The sequence below is a fragment of the Vibrio sp. vnigr-6D03 genome (assembly GCF_002835515.1).
Classification (GTDB): Bacteria; Pseudomonadota; Gammaproteobacteria; order Enterobacterales; family Vibrionaceae; genus Vibrio; species Vibrio penaeicida.
Genome location: NZ_PIZL01000020.1, coordinates 1 through 17,558 on the forward strand (window position 1 = coordinate 1; position 17,558 = coordinate 17,558).

General features: G+C 42.9%; 18 protein-coding genes. 10 read left to right on the forward strand and 8 right to left on the reverse strand.

Annotated elements, in window-relative coordinates; translation table 11 throughout:
* Positions 1-125: 125 nt before the first annotated feature.
* The 5 genes from CW749_RS16815 to tsaA all read right to left on the reverse strand — a co-directional run bounded on the left by CW749_RS16815 (position 126) and on the right by tsaA (position 4,084).
* The gene (locus tag CW749_RS16815) at positions 126-317 is read right to left on the reverse strand and encodes a DUF4250 domain-containing protein (RefSeq protein ID WP_101113433.1); all 192 of its coding nucleotides are present in this window, start codon (positions 315-317) and stop codon (positions 126-128) included.
* Positions 317-523, reverse strand: coding sequence for a YaeP family protein (locus CW749_RS16820; protein WP_101113434.1), 207 nt, complete (start codon positions 521-523; stop codon positions 317-319). The genes CW749_RS16815 and CW749_RS16820 overlap by 1 nt, the downstream gene beginning before the upstream one ends.
* 201 nt (positions 524-724) lie before the next feature.
* A complete protein-coding gene (locus CW749_RS16825; RefSeq protein ID WP_101113435.1) occupies positions 725-1,402 on the reverse strand; it encodes a tellurite resistance TerB family protein in 678 nt (225 codons plus the stop codon).
* 141 nt (positions 1,403-1,543) lie between these two features.
* Complete coding sequence (locus CW749_RS16830; RefSeq protein ID WP_101113436.1) at positions 1,544-3,259, reverse strand: proline--tRNA ligase; 1,716 nt, start codon at positions 3,257-3,259, stop codon at positions 1,544-1,546.
* 126 nt (positions 3,260-3,385) lie between these two features.
* On the reverse strand, positions 3,386-4,084 hold the full coding sequence (gene tsaA, locus CW749_RS16835; RefSeq protein WP_101113437.1) for a tRNA (N6-threonylcarbamoyladenosine(37)-N6)-methyltransferase TrmO: 699 nt from the start codon (positions 4,082-4,084) through the stop codon (positions 3,386-3,388).
* 133 nt (positions 4,085-4,217) lie between these two features.
* Here tsaA and CW749_RS16840 point away from each other — a divergent pair, with 133 nt between their 5' ends.
* The 3 genes from CW749_RS16840 (at position 4,218) to CW749_RS16850 (ending at position 6,446) form a co-directional block, all read left to right on the forward strand.
* Positions 4,218-4,493: a type B 50S ribosomal protein L31 gene (locus CW749_RS16840; RefSeq protein ID WP_101113438.1), complete on the forward strand. Its 276-nt coding sequence runs from the start codon at positions 4,218-4,220 to the stop codon at positions 4,491-4,493.
* Entirely contained in the window at positions 4,493-4,636 is a 144-nt protein-coding gene (ykgO, locus tag CW749_RS16845) for a type B 50S ribosomal protein L36 (protein ID WP_004401614.1), read from the forward strand. The genes CW749_RS16840 and ykgO overlap by 1 nt, the downstream gene beginning before the upstream one ends.
* A gap of 220 nt (positions 4,637-4,856) precedes the next feature.
* Complete coding sequence (locus tag CW749_RS16850; RefSeq protein ID WP_101113439.1) at positions 4,857-6,446, forward strand: AbgT family transporter; 1,590 nt, start codon at positions 4,857-4,859, stop codon at positions 6,444-6,446.
* A gap of 96 nt (positions 6,447-6,542) precedes the next feature.
* On the opposite strand, the gene CW749_RS16855 is transcribed toward CW749_RS16850, so the two are convergent.
* Positions 6,543-6,986, reverse strand: coding sequence for a DUF411 domain-containing protein (locus CW749_RS16855; RefSeq protein WP_101113440.1), 444 nt, complete (start codon positions 6,984-6,986; stop codon positions 6,543-6,545).
* 20 nt (positions 6,987-7,006) lie between these two features.
* Complete coding sequence (locus CW749_RS16860) at positions 7,007-9,733, reverse strand: copper-translocating P-type ATPase (RefSeq protein ID WP_101113441.1); 2,727 nt, start codon at positions 9,731-9,733, stop codon at positions 7,007-7,009.
* A 120-nt stretch (positions 9,734-9,853) separates the two neighbouring features.
* Between CW749_RS16860 and CW749_RS16865 the strand changes: the two genes are divergently transcribed.
* The gene (locus tag CW749_RS16865) at positions 9,854-10,189 is read left to right on the forward strand and encodes a DUF2834 domain-containing protein (RefSeq protein WP_101113442.1); all 336 of its coding nucleotides are present in this window, start codon (positions 9,854-9,856) and stop codon (positions 10,187-10,189) included.
* A gap of 126 nt (positions 10,190-10,315) precedes the next feature.
* A complete protein-coding gene (gltX, locus tag CW749_RS16870; protein ID WP_101113443.1) occupies positions 10,316-11,743 on the forward strand; it encodes a glutamate--tRNA ligase in 1,428 nt (475 codons plus the stop codon).
* 99 nt (positions 11,744-11,842) lie between these two features.
* Here the strand turns inward: gltX and CW749_RS16875 are convergent, their stop codons facing one another.
* Complete coding sequence (locus tag CW749_RS16875; RefSeq protein ID WP_101113444.1) at positions 11,843-12,349, reverse strand: Fe3+-citrate ABC transporter substrate-binding protein; 507 nt, start codon at positions 12,347-12,349, stop codon at positions 11,843-11,845.
* A gap of 414 nt (positions 12,350-12,763) precedes the next feature.
* On the opposite strand from CW749_RS16875, the gene azu reads away from it, so the two are divergent.
* The 5 genes from azu to CW749_RS16900 all read left to right on the forward strand — a co-directional run bounded on the left by azu (position 12,764) and on the right by CW749_RS16900 (position 17,490).
* Entirely contained in the window at positions 12,764-13,201 is a 438-nt protein-coding gene (azu, locus tag CW749_RS16880; RefSeq protein WP_101113445.1) for an azurin, read from the forward strand.
* Between the two features lie 487 nt (positions 13,202-13,688).
* A complete protein-coding gene (locus tag CW749_RS16885; protein ID WP_101113446.1) occupies positions 13,689-14,921 on the forward strand; it encodes a tyrosine-type recombinase/integrase in 1,233 nt (410 codons plus the stop codon).
* Between the two features lie 23 nt (positions 14,922-14,944).
* Positions 14,945-15,934 carry a hypothetical protein gene (locus CW749_RS16890; RefSeq protein ID WP_101113447.1) on the forward strand — a complete coding sequence of 330 codons (990 nt, stop codon included), beginning with the start codon at positions 14,945-14,947 and terminating at the stop codon, positions 15,932-15,934.
* A 73-nt stretch (positions 15,935-16,007) separates the two neighbouring features.
* Positions 16,008-16,232 (forward strand): helix-turn-helix domain-containing protein, encoded by a 225-nt coding sequence (locus CW749_RS16895; protein ID WP_101113448.1) that lies wholly within the window; start codon positions 16,008-16,010, stop codon positions 16,230-16,232.
* A 4-nt stretch (positions 16,233-16,236) separates the two neighbouring features.
* Positions 16,237-17,490 carry a VapE domain-containing protein gene (locus CW749_RS16900; protein ID WP_101113449.1) on the forward strand — a complete coding sequence of 418 codons (1,254 nt, stop codon included), beginning with the start codon at positions 16,237-16,239 and terminating at the stop codon, positions 17,488-17,490.
* Positions 17,491-17,558: the final 68 nt, after the last annotated feature.

Below are 17,558 nucleotides of genomic sequence, written 5' to 3' on the forward strand. Positions count from 1 at the left end.
AGACCTTTGTCAGCAGTCTGACGCCGCTGATATCAGCGGCGTTTTAGTTTAAGTACTAGGTTTTAGTTAGCTACTAGTAGGTACGAGACTTCTTGTTTCTGGTATTTTGAATTGCCGAAGTAAGCTTAACGAAATTGCCCAGCTTCAGGTAAAAAGTCAAAACCAGCGGTTGCTAATCTTGCTTCCAGCTTCCTTTTATCAATGTCAAAAAACACAACAAGCTTGTCGAGGTCGCCGCCAAAATCATCGCGAAGCTTCATGTTCACAATACTCATTAGCATGACGGGGTCCATTGATTCGTAGTTCGCTAAATTCATTATTTGTCCTCAAAATCCGAAATCAATAAATTAGCTGCAGCAAAAGCGGCTTTCTCACGCACTTCGTCAGGAAGGGCTGTGTCTGATGCTATATCGTTAAAGGTACGAATTGAACACGCAATCGCGTTTGGCACGTAAGCTTGATCACCACTGCCAATCTGAGCGTACATCTGACGAATGAGTTCGCAACAATCGAATACTTTCATAAAGATTACCTAGAAAATGAAAACTGGAGTCAATATACAGAGTTACGATATTGACCTCAATATACAAAAAAACAAACTCAAAACATGAGTTTGTCTTAGCGCAATATGGGGAATGGAGTGATTGTTATTTGAGCATTTTAAAGCAGGGTAAAGTCTCAGATGGCTCCTAAAAGGGGGAACAGAGCCATCTGAGTGAAACGGTTATGTATTAACTTGAGCCTCTAGCTGCAACACTAAGTCATCAGTAAGCCCTAACTGGGTAGCAAGTTCTTTTAAATAACTTCTTTCCATGAAATTTTGCTCGTCAACGACAAGTAATGACGCGAGATAGACTTCGGCTGCTTGCTCTTTATTGGAGACAGAACGAGCGATGTCTGAAGGATCGAGAGGTTTGTTTAACTCCGATTGAACCAATTGGTTGACTGAATCATCCGCCCCAAGCTCTGTCACGGCTTGCTGAATTTTTAATTGTTCCTGTTCATCAACATGACCATCCGCTTTTGCGGCTGCTATCATGGCTTTGAGAATTAAAATACTGTGTTGATCTTCACTCAACTGTGGTGAGGGAGAAGGGGAAGTATTCCCCGGCTGGCTTTTTTGCCAGTCGTTGTACACTTTAAAAGCCAAAGCACCTAGAGCTGCGGCACTGCCGACTCCTAGTGCTTTCTTCCCCATTTTACGGGACTTTTTGGACCCCATGAGTAACCCAATTAAACCACCTCCTACTGCACCTGCTCCTAATGTTGCCAACTGGCTTTTGTCTTGCCCCAGCTTTTGCGCACTGTTTCCGAGACTATGTGCACTTTGGCTAAGAGTTTGACTGCCTTGTTTCATCAAATCAGAATTTAGCGCTTGGTTTAATAGGCTTTTGAGATCCATACTCGACTCCGTTTTAAACAACAAACACAGAATACGTTTCTCAATATGAATTAAAGATGAATGGTAGTAAGAAAAGAAAAAAGAGCAACAACGTTGCTCTTTTAGAAGGTTTCGAACTGACGAAAAAGTCAGTGAATCGTTTTAGGCAAGTTGCGCTTGAACATGCTCAATGATGCTATCGATCGCAACAGCCGTTTTCTCGCCTTTGCGGCGGTTTTTATATTCGAAGTTGCCTTCGTCCATACTGCGATCACCGATAACGATAGTGTGAGGGACACCCACAAGTTCGATATCCGAGAACATGACACCTGGGCGCTCTTTACGATCGTCAAACAGGACTTCAATGCCTGCTGCGGTTAGTTCAGCGTACAGCTTTTCTGCTGCTTCCTTAACACGCTCTGATTTGTGCATGTTCATAGGAACAATGGCAACTTGGAATGGTGCGATAGCATCCGGCCAAATAATACCGTGTTTATCGTGGTTTTGTTCGATTGCAGAAGCAACAACACGAGTAACACCAATGCCATAACAACCCATTTCTAGAATGGTATTTTTACCATCAGGACCAAGCACGCCACAGTTCATCTTTTCTGAGTAGTTTTTACCTAACTGGAAAATATGACCGACTTCGATACCGCGCTTCAGCTGAATTGTACCTTGACCGCACGGGCTAGGATCGCCTTCGACAACGTTACGTAGGTCTTCGACTTGTCCAAGCTCGACATCACGACCCCAGTTAATACCGAAGTAGTGTTTGTCATCAATGTTTGCACCCGCACCAAAATCGCTCATTGCAGCAACGGTACGATCGACGATGAACGGCAATTCAAGACCAACTGGACCTAAAGAACCAGGACCCGCTCCAATCAATGCGCGGATTTGTTCTTCTGTTGCCATCTCTAAAGGGGAAGCGACTTGCGCTAGGTTTTCCGCTTTAATCTCGTTAAGCTCGTGGTCACCGCGAACAATAAGCGCAATGATGTCTGCTTCAACTTCGTCAGATGCTTTTACAAATAGCGTCTTAACCGTCTTTTCAATGGCTAGATCAAATTGTTCAACCAGTTCTGCAATGGTTTTTGCGTTTGGTGTATCCACCATTGCCATTTCTTGAGTTGGCGCTGCACGTTCTGTTGCTGGGGCAAGTGCCTCTGCTTTTTCAATGTTTGCCGCGTAATCCGACTCTGAAGAGAAGGCGATGAGGTCTTCACCGCTTTCTGCCAAAACGTGGAATTCATGAGAACCGTTACCACCAATAGCACCCGTGTCAGCAAGAACTGGGCGATAGTTAAGGCCCATGCGATCGAACGCTTTACAATAGGCGTCGTGCATGGCTTCGTAAGACTTCTGTAAGCCGTCTTTATCGATATCGAAGCTGTACGCGTCCATCATAGAGAATTCACGTGAACGCATAACACCGAAGCGAGGGCGTCTTTCATCACGGAACTTAGTTTGAATTTGGTACAGATTTAGCGGAAGTTGCTTGTAAGAATTCACTTCGTTACGCACTAGGCTTGTAATGACTTCTTCAGCAGTAGGGCTAAGTACAAACGGACGTTCATGGCGATCAGTAAGGCGAAGAAGTTCAGCGCCCATCTTTTCGCTGCGGCCTGTTTCTTCCCATAGTTCAAACGGCTGGACAACGGGCATCAAAGTTTCAACTGCACCTGCATTGTTGATTTCTTGACGAACGATGTTTTCGACTTTACGCAATACACGTAGACCAGTAGGCAGCCAGGTGTATAAACCTGAAGCCAGCTTACGGATCATACCTGCACGTAGCATGAGCTGGTGGCTCACTACTTCTGCGTCGTTTGGAGTCTCCTTCAGAGTAGAAAGAAGATAGTTACTGGTACGCATTAAATTTATCCGTTTATCAAAGTTAGATACTCAAGCCGGAGTAGGCTGGAGTAAAGGTTTCCCATTCAAGGATGTAGGGGCGATAACCCCAGTTAAGCCGCTTATGATATCAGCCAATTGTCATTGTCAAAAGTGTTCAATTGCCCTGACGACCACTAAGTTGTTGTCGACCGTAAATTTCACGTTTAAATCGAACAAATTTACCGCATATTCTTTGTCATCTTGCTTCTTTTTCTTGTATGCAGGTCGCGGATCTTGCCCTAGAACCTCGGTGAGTACTTGGTAAATTTGCGTACGATTTGGATGAGTGTCTATTACCTCACATGCCGCAGCGAGAAAACTGACTTCCAACGTTTCTGGTTCTTGGTCTGCGTAACCGCCAGTGGCATTTGGAATCGAGTCGGAGTAGGGAATATACGGTTTGATGTCCATAATCGGGGTGCCATCCACTAAATCGACACTTCCCAGCTCCAAAAAGACCTGATCTCCCTCTTTAGTTATGCCTTTTAGTTCTACTGCAGACATACCCATTCCATTTGGTCGAAATGTTGAACGTGACGCGAATACGCCGATTCTTTCGTTGCCACCTAATCGCGGAGGACGAACAGTTGGCTTCCAGCCACCGGACAAATTTTGGTCAAACAGAAAAAGTAGCCATATGTGGCTAAATTGCTCAATTCCTCTGATTGCTTCAGGTGAATTTGCTTTTCCACATAAACGAATTCGAGCTGTCGAGTGTGGCGCTAACCTTGGCTGGCGAGGGACTGCGAACTTTTCTTTGTATGGGGATTCAACAAAACCAATAGGAGAAATAGTGTGATTCATGGTCGGAAATAGGGGGTAGTAATTCAGGAACTAAATGGAACATAACACAAAAAAAACTTGCATTCTCAATTGAGAATCGTTATCAATATGTTTTGTTATAACATAGCGGTTAAGATTTTTTGGAGTTTAACAAATGAAACCGAATATTCATCCTGATTACAGAACAGTTGTATTTCACGATACAAGTGTAGATAAGTACTTTTTGATTGGTTCAACCCTACAAACGGATCGCACCATTGAATGGGAAGATGGCAATACTTACCCATACTACACGCTAGACGTTTCGTCTGAATCACACCCTTTCTATACGGGTAAACAGCGCGTTGTTAATAAAGAAGGTCGAGTGGCTAACTTTAACCGTCGTTTTGGCGGGATGAAATCTGTAGCAAAAGAAGAGGTAAGTGAGTAATGAAAGTTCTGAGTTCTTTAAAAAGTGCGAAACAACGTCACCCAGATTGCCAGATAGTGAAACGCCGTGGTCGTGTTTACGTGATTTGCAAAACAAACCCTCGCTTTAAAGCGGTTCAGGGAAAAGTGAAAAAGCGTAAATAGAAATGCAATAAGTTTCTTAGTTGTGTATTTGATATGTCGTAAAGTATAATTTTTTTGGATGATTAGTTTAAATAAAATCGTGATTTTGGTTTTAAATTTGTTAATAGTTCATCTTTTGTAACACTTATGACTTTAATTTGCTCTCCATGTGACGTAATCTCCGCCTGCTTTTTTGATGGCTATGTCAAAAAAGTTAGGAATTACTACAAGGAGGGAACAGATGAGTTCATCTGCTTCAAATACACAATATCCACCTAAAAAGTCACTGTTTACACGTTTTCTTGATGGTGTGGAATATTTGGGGAACCTATTGCCCCACCCGATTACTTTATTCGCTATATTCTGTGTCGCTATTCTGGTTATGTCCGGTATTGCGGGGTACTTTGAAGTCTCCGTAATGGATCCGCGCCCAGAAGGGGCAAAGGGTCGTGCTGCGGACGGAATGATTCAAGTTGTAAGCCTGCTAAATGCAGAAGGCTTACAGCTTATTGTGACTAATCTCGTTAAAAACTTTGTTGGTTTTGCACCGTTAGGAACCGTATTGGTTGCTATGCTGGGTGTTGCGATTGCTGAACATTCTGGTCTACTTTCTGCGGCAATGCGTGGCATGGTTATGGGGGCCTCTAAGCGTATGGTAACCTTCACGGTTGTCTTCGCAGGTATCATTTCCAATACCGCTTCAGAGCTTGGCTATGTGGTACTTATCCCACTAGCGGCAATGTTATTCCATTCTTTAGGTCGTCACCCTTTGGCAGGCTTGGCAGCAGCATTCGCTGGTGTATCGGGTGGTTACTCAGCAAACCTACTTATCGGTACTGTTGATCCGTTACTTTCAGGTATTACTGAAACTGCGGCGCAAATGATTGATCCAACGTATTCTGTTGGCCCTGAATCAAACTGGTATTTCATGTTTGTTTCTACCTTCTTTATCTCTATTACTGGTGCATTTGTTACCGAGAAAATTGTTGAGCCGAAGCTAGGTAAATACAATTCAGAAGAAGCGTCTGAAGATCTGTCTAACGATGAAATGGGTAAACTGAGTGCGCAAGAGAAAAAAGGCCTGAAGCTGGCTGGCCTTGCTGTTCTTGGTGTGAGTGCTTTACTGGCATGGACTATCGTGCCTGAAAATGGCGTTTTACGTAACCCAGTAACGGGTGAAGTAGCGGGTTCACCTTTCCTCAAAAGCATCGTTGCGTTTATCTTCGTTTTCTTCGCTATTCCAGGTTTTGTCTACGGTAAAGTTGTAGGCACAATGAAAACGGATCGCGATGTTATCGATGCGATGGCGAAATCTATGTCATCAATGGGCATGTACATCGTACTCGTGTTCTTTGCTGCTCAGTTTGTTGCTTTCTTTAAGTGGACTAACTTTGGTCAGGTATTTGCGGTTGCAGGTGCAGACTTCTTGCAGAGCGTTGGATTAACAGGTCCTATGTTGTTCTTCGCATTTATTCTAATGTGTGGCTTCATCAACTTGATGATCGGTTCTGCTTCCGCTCAGTGGGCGGTAACCGCGCCTATCTTCGTTCCAATGCTTATGCTGGTCGGCTACGCGCCTGAAACCATTCAGGCAGCTTACCGGATTGGTGATTCAACAACGAACATCATTACTCCGATGATGAGTTACTTTGGTCTGATTTTGGCTGTTGCGACTCGCTACATGAAGAACTTAGGTATTGGTACGCTTATCGCAACTATGCTGCCGTACTCGATCTGCTTCTTAGTGGGTTGGAGCTTCTTGTTCTACATCTGGGTATTTGTATTTGGTTTGCCAGTTGGTCCTGGTGCAGCGACTTACTATACGCCATAACGAACAACTATATTGATAACGAAAGCCGAAGCAATTGCTTCGGCTTTTTGTTTTTATTTCATTCAATTACGAGCAACAAACCCTACTTATACAAGATTATTCGGCTTGGTTGTGCTTAGAAAACACAAAGGTATGCCCTTTTTTGTTGAATGCATACACATCGTATTGATCTTTTTTATCGCCATATTCCATTCCTGGCGACCCCAATGGCATTCCCGGAACGGCGAGTCCCATCGCTTGTTTGGGCGGGTTTTCTAGAAAAGCTTTTATGTCACTTGCAGGGATATGCCCTTCAAACACAAAGCCTTGAATTTCTGAGGTATGGCATGAGGCTAATTCTGGAGATACACCAAGCTTTTGTTTTACCGGGTTAAGGTTTTTGTGATCTTTTACTTCCACATCAAAACCGGATTCTTCCATGTGTTTCACCCATTCTGAGCAGCACCCGCAATATGGAGATTTATGGGTGACGACCTGAGCCGCTATTGCTGAAGCAGATGTAAGCATTCCGAGTGTAAGTATTAAGCGGGAGATTTTCATAATTCACCTCATATTATGGTTTATTTTGTGTCGAACAATCGCAAGCGGTTGGCGTTACTCACAACGGTGATCGATGAGAGTGCCATAGCAGCACCAGCAACAACTGGGCTGAGTAAAAATCCAAATGCGGGGTAAAGAGCACCAGCGGCAATAGGAATGCCTAATGTGTTGTAAATAAAGGCGCCAAATAGGTTTTGTTTCATATTCTTCACGGTCGCTTTCGAAAGTTTGATGGCTCTCGAAACCGTAAGAGGTGACGCATTCAATAGTGTCATTTGTGCACTTTCTATGGCTAAATCAGAGCCACCCCCCATAGCCATACTGACATTAGCTAAGGCAAGGGCTGGGGCATCATTTATACCGTCACCCACCATCGCAACGGAGAAACCTTGCGCTTGCAAAGATTGAATGTGAGAAGCTTTTTGATCGGGTAATACATCAGCAATGACATGGTCTATTTTCATTTCTTTGGCGACAGATTCGGCTACGGTTGTGTTATCGCCAGAGAGCATGGCAACTTTTATTCCCATCTCGTGAAGTAGGGATACCGCGTTTTTAGCGTCAGGTTTAATGGCATCTGCAATGAATATTTTGGCCGCTGGTTGGTTATCGACCAGAACAAATACTTCGGTAAACTCACCTTCAATTTGGTTAGTAACGTTTGGAAAGTCTGCTTTAGCTTCAATGAATTTTCGGTTACCAATGTCAATTTGCTGATTATTCACGATCGCAGACAAACCGAGTCCACGATGATTTTGAAAATGATCGGCAGAAAGTTCGCTGTTTTGATGCTTTTCTGCGAATTGACAAAGGGCTTTAGCTAGCGGATGTTCTGAAGCATTTTCCACAGTAAATATCAAAGGAAGTAAGCTTTCTGGTGTCCAGTTATCCAAGTAGTGAGCACTGACGACACTAGGTCGACCTTCAGTCAGTGTGCCCGTTTTATCAAACACCACCATATCCACTTTGCTGGCTTGCTGAAGCACATCGGCATCTTTGATAAGGACGCCCATTTCAGCAGCTTTACCTATTCCAACCGTAACGGAAAGAGGGGTGGCGAGCCCTAGGGCGCAAGGGCAGGCAATAATAAGAACCGTAGTCGCCACAATGAGCATGTAGCTGGCTTTAGGATCAGGACCAACTGCAAACCAAATCAATGACGCTCCTATAGCGATGGATACGACGATAGGAACAAAAACGGCTGAAATGGAGTCAGCAAGTTTGGCTATTTGTGGTTTACTGCTTTGCGCTTGACGAACGAGAGAGACAATACGAGCAAGCATAGTGTTTTCTCCGATGGTCGTCGCTTCAATGACCAAGGATCCATCTTGGTTGAGTGTGCCTGCGGATATCGTGTCTTGCACTTTCTTTGCTTTAGGAATCGGTTCACCTGTTAACATCGATTCATCAATGTAGCTTTCACCTTGGACAATGACTCCGTCGACGGGAATTTTTGCGCCCGGTTGGATGCGCAGCTTCATGCCTTTTATGACAGCCTGAAGCGGCAGCTCTTTTTCTGAACCATCAGCATGAATGACGATCGCGGTCTCGGGTTGCAAGTTTATCAACGCTTCGAGTGAGCGGGTGGTTTTTGCCTTTGCTTTGGCTTCTATAAAGTGACCTAACGAAATTAAACCAATGATCATGGCACTGGCTTCGAAGTACACATGTCGCGAAGCCGGGGGAAGCCACTCAGGAAAAAGAACGACGATCATAGAAAATAGCCAAGCAGCCCCCGTACCTAGCGCGACCAAAGTATCCATGGTCGCGCGTTTGTGTTGCAGCGATTTCCATGCATTAACGAAGAAATGCTTGCCCGGAACGGCGAGGAGCCATAAACACAATAACCCTATAACACCCCATACCCATTGATCTTGCGTATGGCGAATCATCATGTTGCCGCCCAAAACACCCCATAACATTAGCGGTGCACCGATAGAGAGTGAAAGCAGAGACGCCTTTTTGTGGTGCGTCATAACTTGAGCTGATAACAAGGCTTGTTGTTCTCGTCGATCTTGTTCGTTGGTTACTATTTCAGCACCGTAACCGGCATTTTTAACGGAATGGATCAGCTTTTCACTGGTGTCGCTCGAATTGTCATGAACAAAAACCAACGCAGATTGTTCTGCGAGGTTTACTTGTACCTTTTGAGCTGCATCGACGTTCATTAGCGCTTTTTCGACAGAAGAGACACAGCTCGCGCAGGTCAATCCGGTCAGCGTTAGTTGAATGGTGCTAAGAGCTTCTGATTTTGTGTGCGGTTTGGATGGGGATGAAAGGTTTTGTGAGATATCCTCTTTTTGACTCTCTTCTTCGAAAGCGTCGCTATCTGATTCACTATCAACATCAACCGTATCATGGCTCTTCAATGGAGAGGCGGAGTAGCCTGTGTTTTCAACAACCTCTACGATGTCGTGTTCACTTAATAGACCAACGACGGTGGCTTTCGTTTTTGTTACTTCAAAGCGCGCAATGTGAGAATGTTGTGCAAATTCTTGCTCTAATTTCTTAACACATTTCCCACAATTTAAACCGGATAGCGTAACCTCAGTTTGAGCTCCTGCTTGATAGTCTAAACTTTCAATTGAAAGAAAGAGCGTACTTAACGGAGCTGAGCTAACAAGATTGACTTGGTCTTTATCAATTGATATCACGGATGTGTCTGGGATTTTGAGCAAAGCTTTTTTTACCTTCTTTGCACACCCCATGCAGTTCAGCCCGTGTAGTGAGATGGAGTAGTCGGTCATAGCGCTTCTCGTCAGATTTTTGATGAGTTCTGAGCATAAACCTTCCATCAAGGGGAAGGTCAACAAGCGTTACATATTTTCTGGGAATGGATTTCTCCCGTATGGATATCAGGAGGCAGTATGAAAGGTTTTTATTTGGTAGCGTGCATTGTAGGAACTGTGGTTCCTTACTCAGCCTTGCTCTCTTGGCTTGGAGAGTTTGGTTTTTCAATTTCTCTCATCATCGAGCACATCAACAGCAATAAAATAGGGTTATTTGCGTGGTTGGACGTATTGATTTCTGCGGCTGTTCTTATTGGATTTATATTGTACGACAGTAAAAAAATTGGCTTTACTCAACCTTGGAAACCCATTTTGGGTACGTGCCTTGTGGGGGTATCTCTTGGGTTGCCTTTGTACCTTCTACTCCGTGAGATGCACCAAGAAACTCAAATGGCACTCCAAAGCACGTCTTAACTCGCCATTCATCTTCATTTTTCCCCATTGTACAATTGCAATTGGGTGTTAAAATGTCGCCAATTTTTATCCTTATTTACGCGGTACCCTATTGGGTGCCGCTTTTAAACACCCAAAGGAAATCCCATGACGGTTAAAACTCGTTTTGCTCCTAGCCCAACAGGCTATCTGCATGTCGGTGGTGCGCGTACTGCACTTTACTCTTGGTTATTTGCAAAGAATCAGGGCGGCGAATTCGTTCTGCGTATCGAAGATACCGATTTGGAGCGTAACTCTCAGGAAGCCGTTGATGCGATTCTAGAAGGTATGAAATGGCTTGGTTTAGAGTGGAATGAAGGTCCTTACTTCCAGTCTAAGCGTTTTGATCGTTACAACGAGCAAGTAGATAAATTGCTCGCTGAAGATAAAGCTTACAAGTGCTATGCATCGAAAGAGCTTCTTGACGAGATTCGTGAAGAACAAGAAGAGAATAAAGAGATGCCTCGTTACGATGCAAATCACCCAAAGATTAAAGCTGCAAATGAAGCTGCGAAAGACGGTGAACCATGTGTAGTACGCTTCCGTAATCCAAAAGAAGGAAGTGTTGTTTTTGATGACCAAATCCGTGGTCGTATCGAAATCAGCAATGATCAAATGGATGATCTTATCATTCGCCGTACCGATGGCTCTCCAACATATAACTTTGTTGTTGTTGTTGATGATTGGGATATGGGCATTACACATGTTGTTCGTGGTGAAGACCACATCAACAATACTCCTCGTCAAATCAACATTTATGAAGCGTTGGGTGCACCAGTTCCTACGTTTGCTCATTGCGCAATGATTCTGGGTGACGATGGCGCAAAACTGTCAAAACGTCATGGTGCAGTTTCTGTAATGCAATACCGCGACGAAGGTTACCTTCCAAATGCATTGAACAACTACCTTGTTCGCCTCGGTTGGTCTCATGGCGATCAGGAAATTTTCTCACAAGAAGAAATGATTAAGCTGTTTAGCCTTGACGCGATTTCTAAATCGGCTTCAGCATTTAACACTGAAAAACTGCATTGGTTGAATAACCATTACATTAAAACGTCTGATCCTGCATACGTAGCAGAGCACCTTCAGTGGCACCTAGAGAATCAAAACCTAAGCACTGAAAATGGTCCGGCAATTACAAGTGTTATCACTTTGGTTGGTGAGCGCTGCAATACGTTGGTAGAACTTGCAGAGCAAATCCGTTACTTCTACGAAGATTTCTCTGAGTTCGAAGCAGGCGCTGCGAAGAAGCATTTACGTGGTGTTGCAAAAGGTCCATTGGAGCTAGCGCTTGCAAAAGTAGAAGCATTGGATGAATGGACAACAGCTAACATCAAAGAAAGTGTTATCTCAGCGGTTTGTGAAGAGCTAGAAATTGGTATGGGTAAAATCGGTATGCCACTTCGAGTTGCGGTAACTGGTGGTGGCCAATCACCATCGGTTGATGCTGTTATGGAACTGATCGGTAAAGATCGTGTTGTTGCACGTATCAAAATGGCATTAGCATTTATTGCAGAACGTGAAGCAAACGCGTAATTGAAGTACTTCAACGAAAAAGACCGCTATTATGCGGTCTTTTTTTATTTCAAATGCAACTCTCGCTGCACTTAGGATATAGAGGCGACTTGGGTATAACTATTTCAAATCAATACTGTTAAGACGACCCATATAGGTCAGAATCTCGATATTGTTTTTGTGTGCTTCAAGTAACGCTTTTTTAGTTTGCGTATAAGCAGCAAGTTTACCGTGCTTGTTAATAGAGCAAACTTTGGTTTTGTATTTGTACTCGCCGCTTTCATTGAATTCTCGCCATTTTGCCAAATAACACGCATCCCGATGTTCAGGGTCGGATTTCGTTGGGTTCGGCTTATAAACAATGACAGGCTCCACACTGTGGGGTAAGCGTGTCATTAAGTACGGGTCTTTTAACAAGCGACGCCAAAACTTCCCCCACATTTCTCTACCAAGTTCATTGCGTAGTTTGATGGCTTTTTTCAAACCTTTCTTTTCACCAATGCGCACAAACCCCACAGAGCGATGCATTACAGTGTCATCTGGGGTGTGGATGTGTATTTTAAATGCAGTTTTGCTTTTAGAAATAAACCTGTGTCCGGTACTCGTTGTTAGGCTGCTTTTCTTCATAAAGGGCGAAATTGATATGTTTGTTACTTGGCGAAAAGAATAGAAGAATTTGTCACTAGTTTGAAGAGCGTCGCAACTCACACGGCACCCCAGTCACATTTTTACATTAGAAGTGATTCAAGGATCTTATGAACGAAGCAAATCAGAAATTTTTAATCAATCCTGTCAAACTTCTCTACATATGAATCAAGATCCCATCGATAACGAGTTTAATAATTGGGGCGGATATGCAATCGGTATTTTATTTTATGAGTGTTTTTCAGACCTTTGTACGGAAAATATCCATATATAGTTGTATGTTTAATGATCTAAACCTCTATTACCTTATATTTCACTATGCTTAAATGAAGCTTGATAATGAGTGTTGTTATCAATAAATAAAACATAGATTAGAAAAGTTAAGGAGCCCCCAAAATGAAGAAGTTTCTCATCGCTTTCCTCGGACTGTTTTCATTCAGTGCGCTGGCAAACCCTTGTCAAGTAACCGTCGAAGCAACTGATGCCATGCAATTCAATACCAAAGCAATTAGTGTCCCTGCCAGCTGTGAATCCTTTACCGTTGACTTAAAACATGTAGGCAGTTTGGCTTCGGCAGTCATGGGGCACAATTGGGTATTGACGGAAACGGCAAACTTCCAACCTTTAGCGTTGGATTCCGCAAAAGCAGGACTGGACAATAATTACGTTCCTCCTGGTGACAAGCGCGTACTGGCTGCAACAAAAGTCATTGGTGGCGGTGAAAGCACTTCCGTTACTTTCTCTACAGCCGAACTAAAAGGCAAAGATTTAACGTTCTTTTGTTCATTCCCAGGACACTGGGCAATTATGAAAGGTTCATTGAAAGTAGAGTAGGTCAGATAAAAGGCGGCAAAATGAATTGGCCGCCTTTCCCACTAAGCCAGTTATAACTGCTGGTCCCATCAAGTAAGCGACTCCATTCTCAAATTTCAAAAATACACCATGTCGAACTGAAATCATTGACTTGCTTTCTCACGCCTCTAATCGTTGTATCGTAAATCTTCTACACTAAGTGAGTTTCTTACGCTGAATCTGTGGTCACTATGTGGACGTTAAACAAAAAAGCCTTAGCTTAAAAATAAGCTAAGGCTTTGTTTTGTATGGCGCTCCCGACAGGATTCGAACCTGTGACCTGCCCCTTATGAGTCGGATTTTTATATGTTTTTCAATAAACGACAATGAACATTGAAGACCTTTAAAGTTAATCATTATCAATGGTTTATTTTATTTTTGTTGTTCGTTCTTGTTGATTGCTGTACTTGAATTTATAATAATTTTGCTACATGGGTGCTACACAGGAACATGATAAGAGCAGATTGATATGGCTTTAAAAAAGAAAATTACAATCAGTACCATCAAAAACATGAGAATAGAAGATGAGCGTATCAATGATACTGAGCTTGCTGGTTTTCATGTCAGGATTTCTAGTAAGGGTGCTATCAAGTACTACCTCTTCTACCGTTTGAACGGCAAGCAACGCAACTATTTAATTGGTTCTTCAGAATCACTGACACCCGCTCAAGCAAGAGACTTGGCAAAAGAAGCGTCAGGGTTGGTCGCTAGTGGGCAAGATATCCAAATCGTAAGACAAGAAAACCGTAATCAAGGTAAGCGCGATAACCTTAAGCTAAGACTTTATCTCGATAATACTTATCTGCCTTATCTAGAAAGTTTAAATGTAAAAACGGCAAGTAAAGCCCACAGAAACTTGAAATCAAGCTTCTCACATCTATTGGATAAAAATATTTGTGATATCAAAGCTTGGGATATCCAAAAGTGGGTTTCAGAGAGGAAAAAATCAGGTAAAGCTAACGCCACGATTACTTATTCTCTAGGAAGACTAAAAGCGGCATTTAATCGAGCGGTAGAGTGGGGGCTTCTTGATGAACATGATCTTTCAAGCGTTAAGGTTCCCAAAGAGGACAACACAAGAATAAGGTACCTGACAGTACAAGAAGAGTCTTCTTTGCTTAATGAGGTCAGAGAACGAGACCAAAGAGTTAGAAATGAGAGAGCATCTGCTAATGATTTTCGTCGAGCGAGGAATTACCCGCTTTACCCGACTTTTGATGACGTAGCATTTGTTGACTACCTTGAACCACTGATAATTTCTGCGTTACATACTGGTATGAGAAAAGGAGAACTGCTTTCACTTGTTTGGAATGATGTCTATTTTGAACAGCGCTACATTATGGTTAGGGCTTCAAATGCCAAATCAAAGAAAGGTAGAACAATTCCAATGAATGACACTTTATTCAACGCTCTATCTCTATGGAAAAAACAGGTAGCTCAAACGCAGGCCGTATTTGTTACCGATAAAGGGGACGCGATAACAGACATTAAAAAGCCGTGGATGAAGCTTCTAAAGGATGCCAATATTGATAATTTTAGGTTCCACGACTTACGCCATCATTTTGCCAGTAAGCTTGTAATGGCTGGCGTCGATCTGAACACCGTGCGAGAACTATTAGGGCATGCCGATATGAAAATGACCTTGCGTTACGCTCATTTGGCACCAGAGCATAAAGCCGCTGCTGTTAATATGATTGGATAATAAGAAGTCTTTAGGTCTCAGATATGAAAGATACACGTCAGTACATTCGGATCGATGAAGTAGAAAAACTATTCGATTTAACGAAAGGGCAGATTTTAGATGCTGTTGAATTTGGTGATTTTGAACTTAACGTATTTGTAACCGCTAATGGTGTTGGTGGTGTAAACCATAACAATGACCTATTGGCTATTTTTGATGTTAAAGCACTAGTTGAGTTATCAAATTCTGCATCTCGGAAGTTACTCGATGGTGAAGTTCGGTTAAAGCGCTTTCCAGCCAATAATATTCTGGCTGTAAGAAATTTATCAACCGCAAATAAGCGGTTTCCGGAGGCTCTAAAAGGGGAGTTTAATTCGGTTAAAAGCACACTCCCTTCCGAAGAAGAGTTAACCACAGTAGTTGGTGAGATAACGGCAATGATGCCAAGTGCAGAAAGCTTTAAAGAACGTTTTCATGAGCAATTCAAACCAGAAGAGTTTAAAGCGGATTCTCAAGGTGATGCCTTTTTAGGGGCTTTAAACGGTATGAATATAATGCTTCAGTCTTTAGGGGAAAGCTCGAAGCTACTTCAGTCTGGTTACATCACTTTGAAGCCAGAGAATATAAGGCTTGATAAAGAAAAGCTTAACCAGTATTTCGGTTTATCTAACCGAAAGAATAACGGTTTAAGTAGTGTTTTAATTGAAGACCCAAGTACGGTTAATGAAACCGCTTCTAGCCCCGAAAAAACAGGCTTGAAACCGAACATTCAGACACATCCAATCAAACAAATTATTTTTGATGTACTGTCAGTATACCCTCAAGCCAAAGTAAATGAGGTTTGGAACCTAATAAAGCGTGATAGCCAAATTGATAGTGGTCGGCAATTCGACAAAGAGGGTATTGTGTCGGAGATGACTAATGACACCCTGTTTTATTTCGGCTCAGAGAAGGAGCGGCAAGTCACGTACGACTATTTTAGAAAGAAACTCTTTTACTCTGTAAAAAGAGACATGAAAAAAACGTCACCCTAGACGTCACCGCTACCGTCACGTGGCGTTTGAGCTCGCTATTGTTGCACCATCTTAAACACAAGAGGACAACAATATGCCTTCAAATACAAAGCGCGCTTTCACCGAACAAGAAACAGCGGAATACATTGGTATGAGCCGCTCTTTTCTTAGGCAAGCTCGAATGGAAGGGCAACGGAAGAATCGAACCATTGCTCCCCCGTTTATCAAGATTGGTCGTGCGGTTAGATACTTAAAAGAAGACTTGGATTTGTGGTTAGAGAGCCATACCAAGCTGGCTCACCTTCCTTTTGGAGGATGATGCCATGAGTAACCCTAACCTAGCCCCCATATTTCCTCATGTTAGATATTCTGATAAAGGCAGTACGACGGTCTTAAATACTGCCGATAACCTGAAAGCGCTTATTGAGTTTTCAGGGTTGGAAGCCAAATTAAATAAAATGACCTTAGAGCCAGATATTTTTGAGGCTGGCTCTTGTATCGGTGCGCCAGAGGTTGTGCGTAGCCGCCTTATATCGGAAGCCTCTATTCACAGCGCACCTAAATCGATGATTGATGACCATTTTACGGCGGTTGCTCAGCAAGCCGAGTATCACCCTGTTCGTGAATGGTTAGAAGGGGAGTGGGATGGTGTAAGAAGATTAGACACTGTTTTGAACTGCGTTAAAGCCCAAAATCAAGAACTTTCAAATCAAGTTCTTACTCGCTGGCTAGTTGGGTGTGTAGCATCGCTATATATACCCAATTTCAAATCTAAACTAGTGCCTGTTTTACAAGGCGCGCAATCATTCAAAAAAACAGCATTTGTAGAGCGAATTGCGAGTGTTTCTGAAGGCGCGTTTTTAGAAGGTGCAGAGCTTAACCCAGACAACAAAGACAGCGTATTATCGGTTATCAGGTCTTGGATTGTTGAGCTCGGAGAGCTAGAACGTTCTACGAAGAACTGCCAAGGGGCATTGAAAGCGTTTATTAGCCGACAAGTTGATACAGTTCGCCCACCCTATGGTAGAACAGACATTAAAAAGCAGCGGCAAACGAGCTTAATTGCAACAGTCAATGGCACCGACTTTTTGAAAGATGAGACGGGTAATAGTCGGTATGCGGTTATTGAGCTGAAAGATACGGTGGATATGGATACTTTGAACAAGACTCTGGGTTGGCAATTTGAATCAACGGGTGAAGTGAAGTTGGTTGAACCAGATAAACTTTTACAGTTTTGGCTTGAGATTAAGTACTTGCTTCTGGTTAAGAAGTACTCGTGGTTCTTGAGTAACAATGAACTTACCCTCATTGCCCGTGAATCTGACAAGTACGTAGATAAGGGTGCGTGGCACAAAGTACTTAATGAGCATATAGATTCTTGTGGAGACAAAGCAAGGCAATGGATGACCACCAAAGAGATTTGTGAGTTTATGAAATTTGATTATTCCAAAGCGAATGCGGTAGGAAAAGCGCTCACGATGCTCAACAAAGAAGGGGTATTGGAGAAAAAACTCAAAGATGGAGTGAACCGTTATTGTTTTCCTGTTGTACAGGTAATTGAACATTCATTTAGGTAGATGAGTTTTGAGGCGCTTGGCGTATTTTAAATTCGCTCTTAGTAGCGAAAGCATATATGCCAACTTAT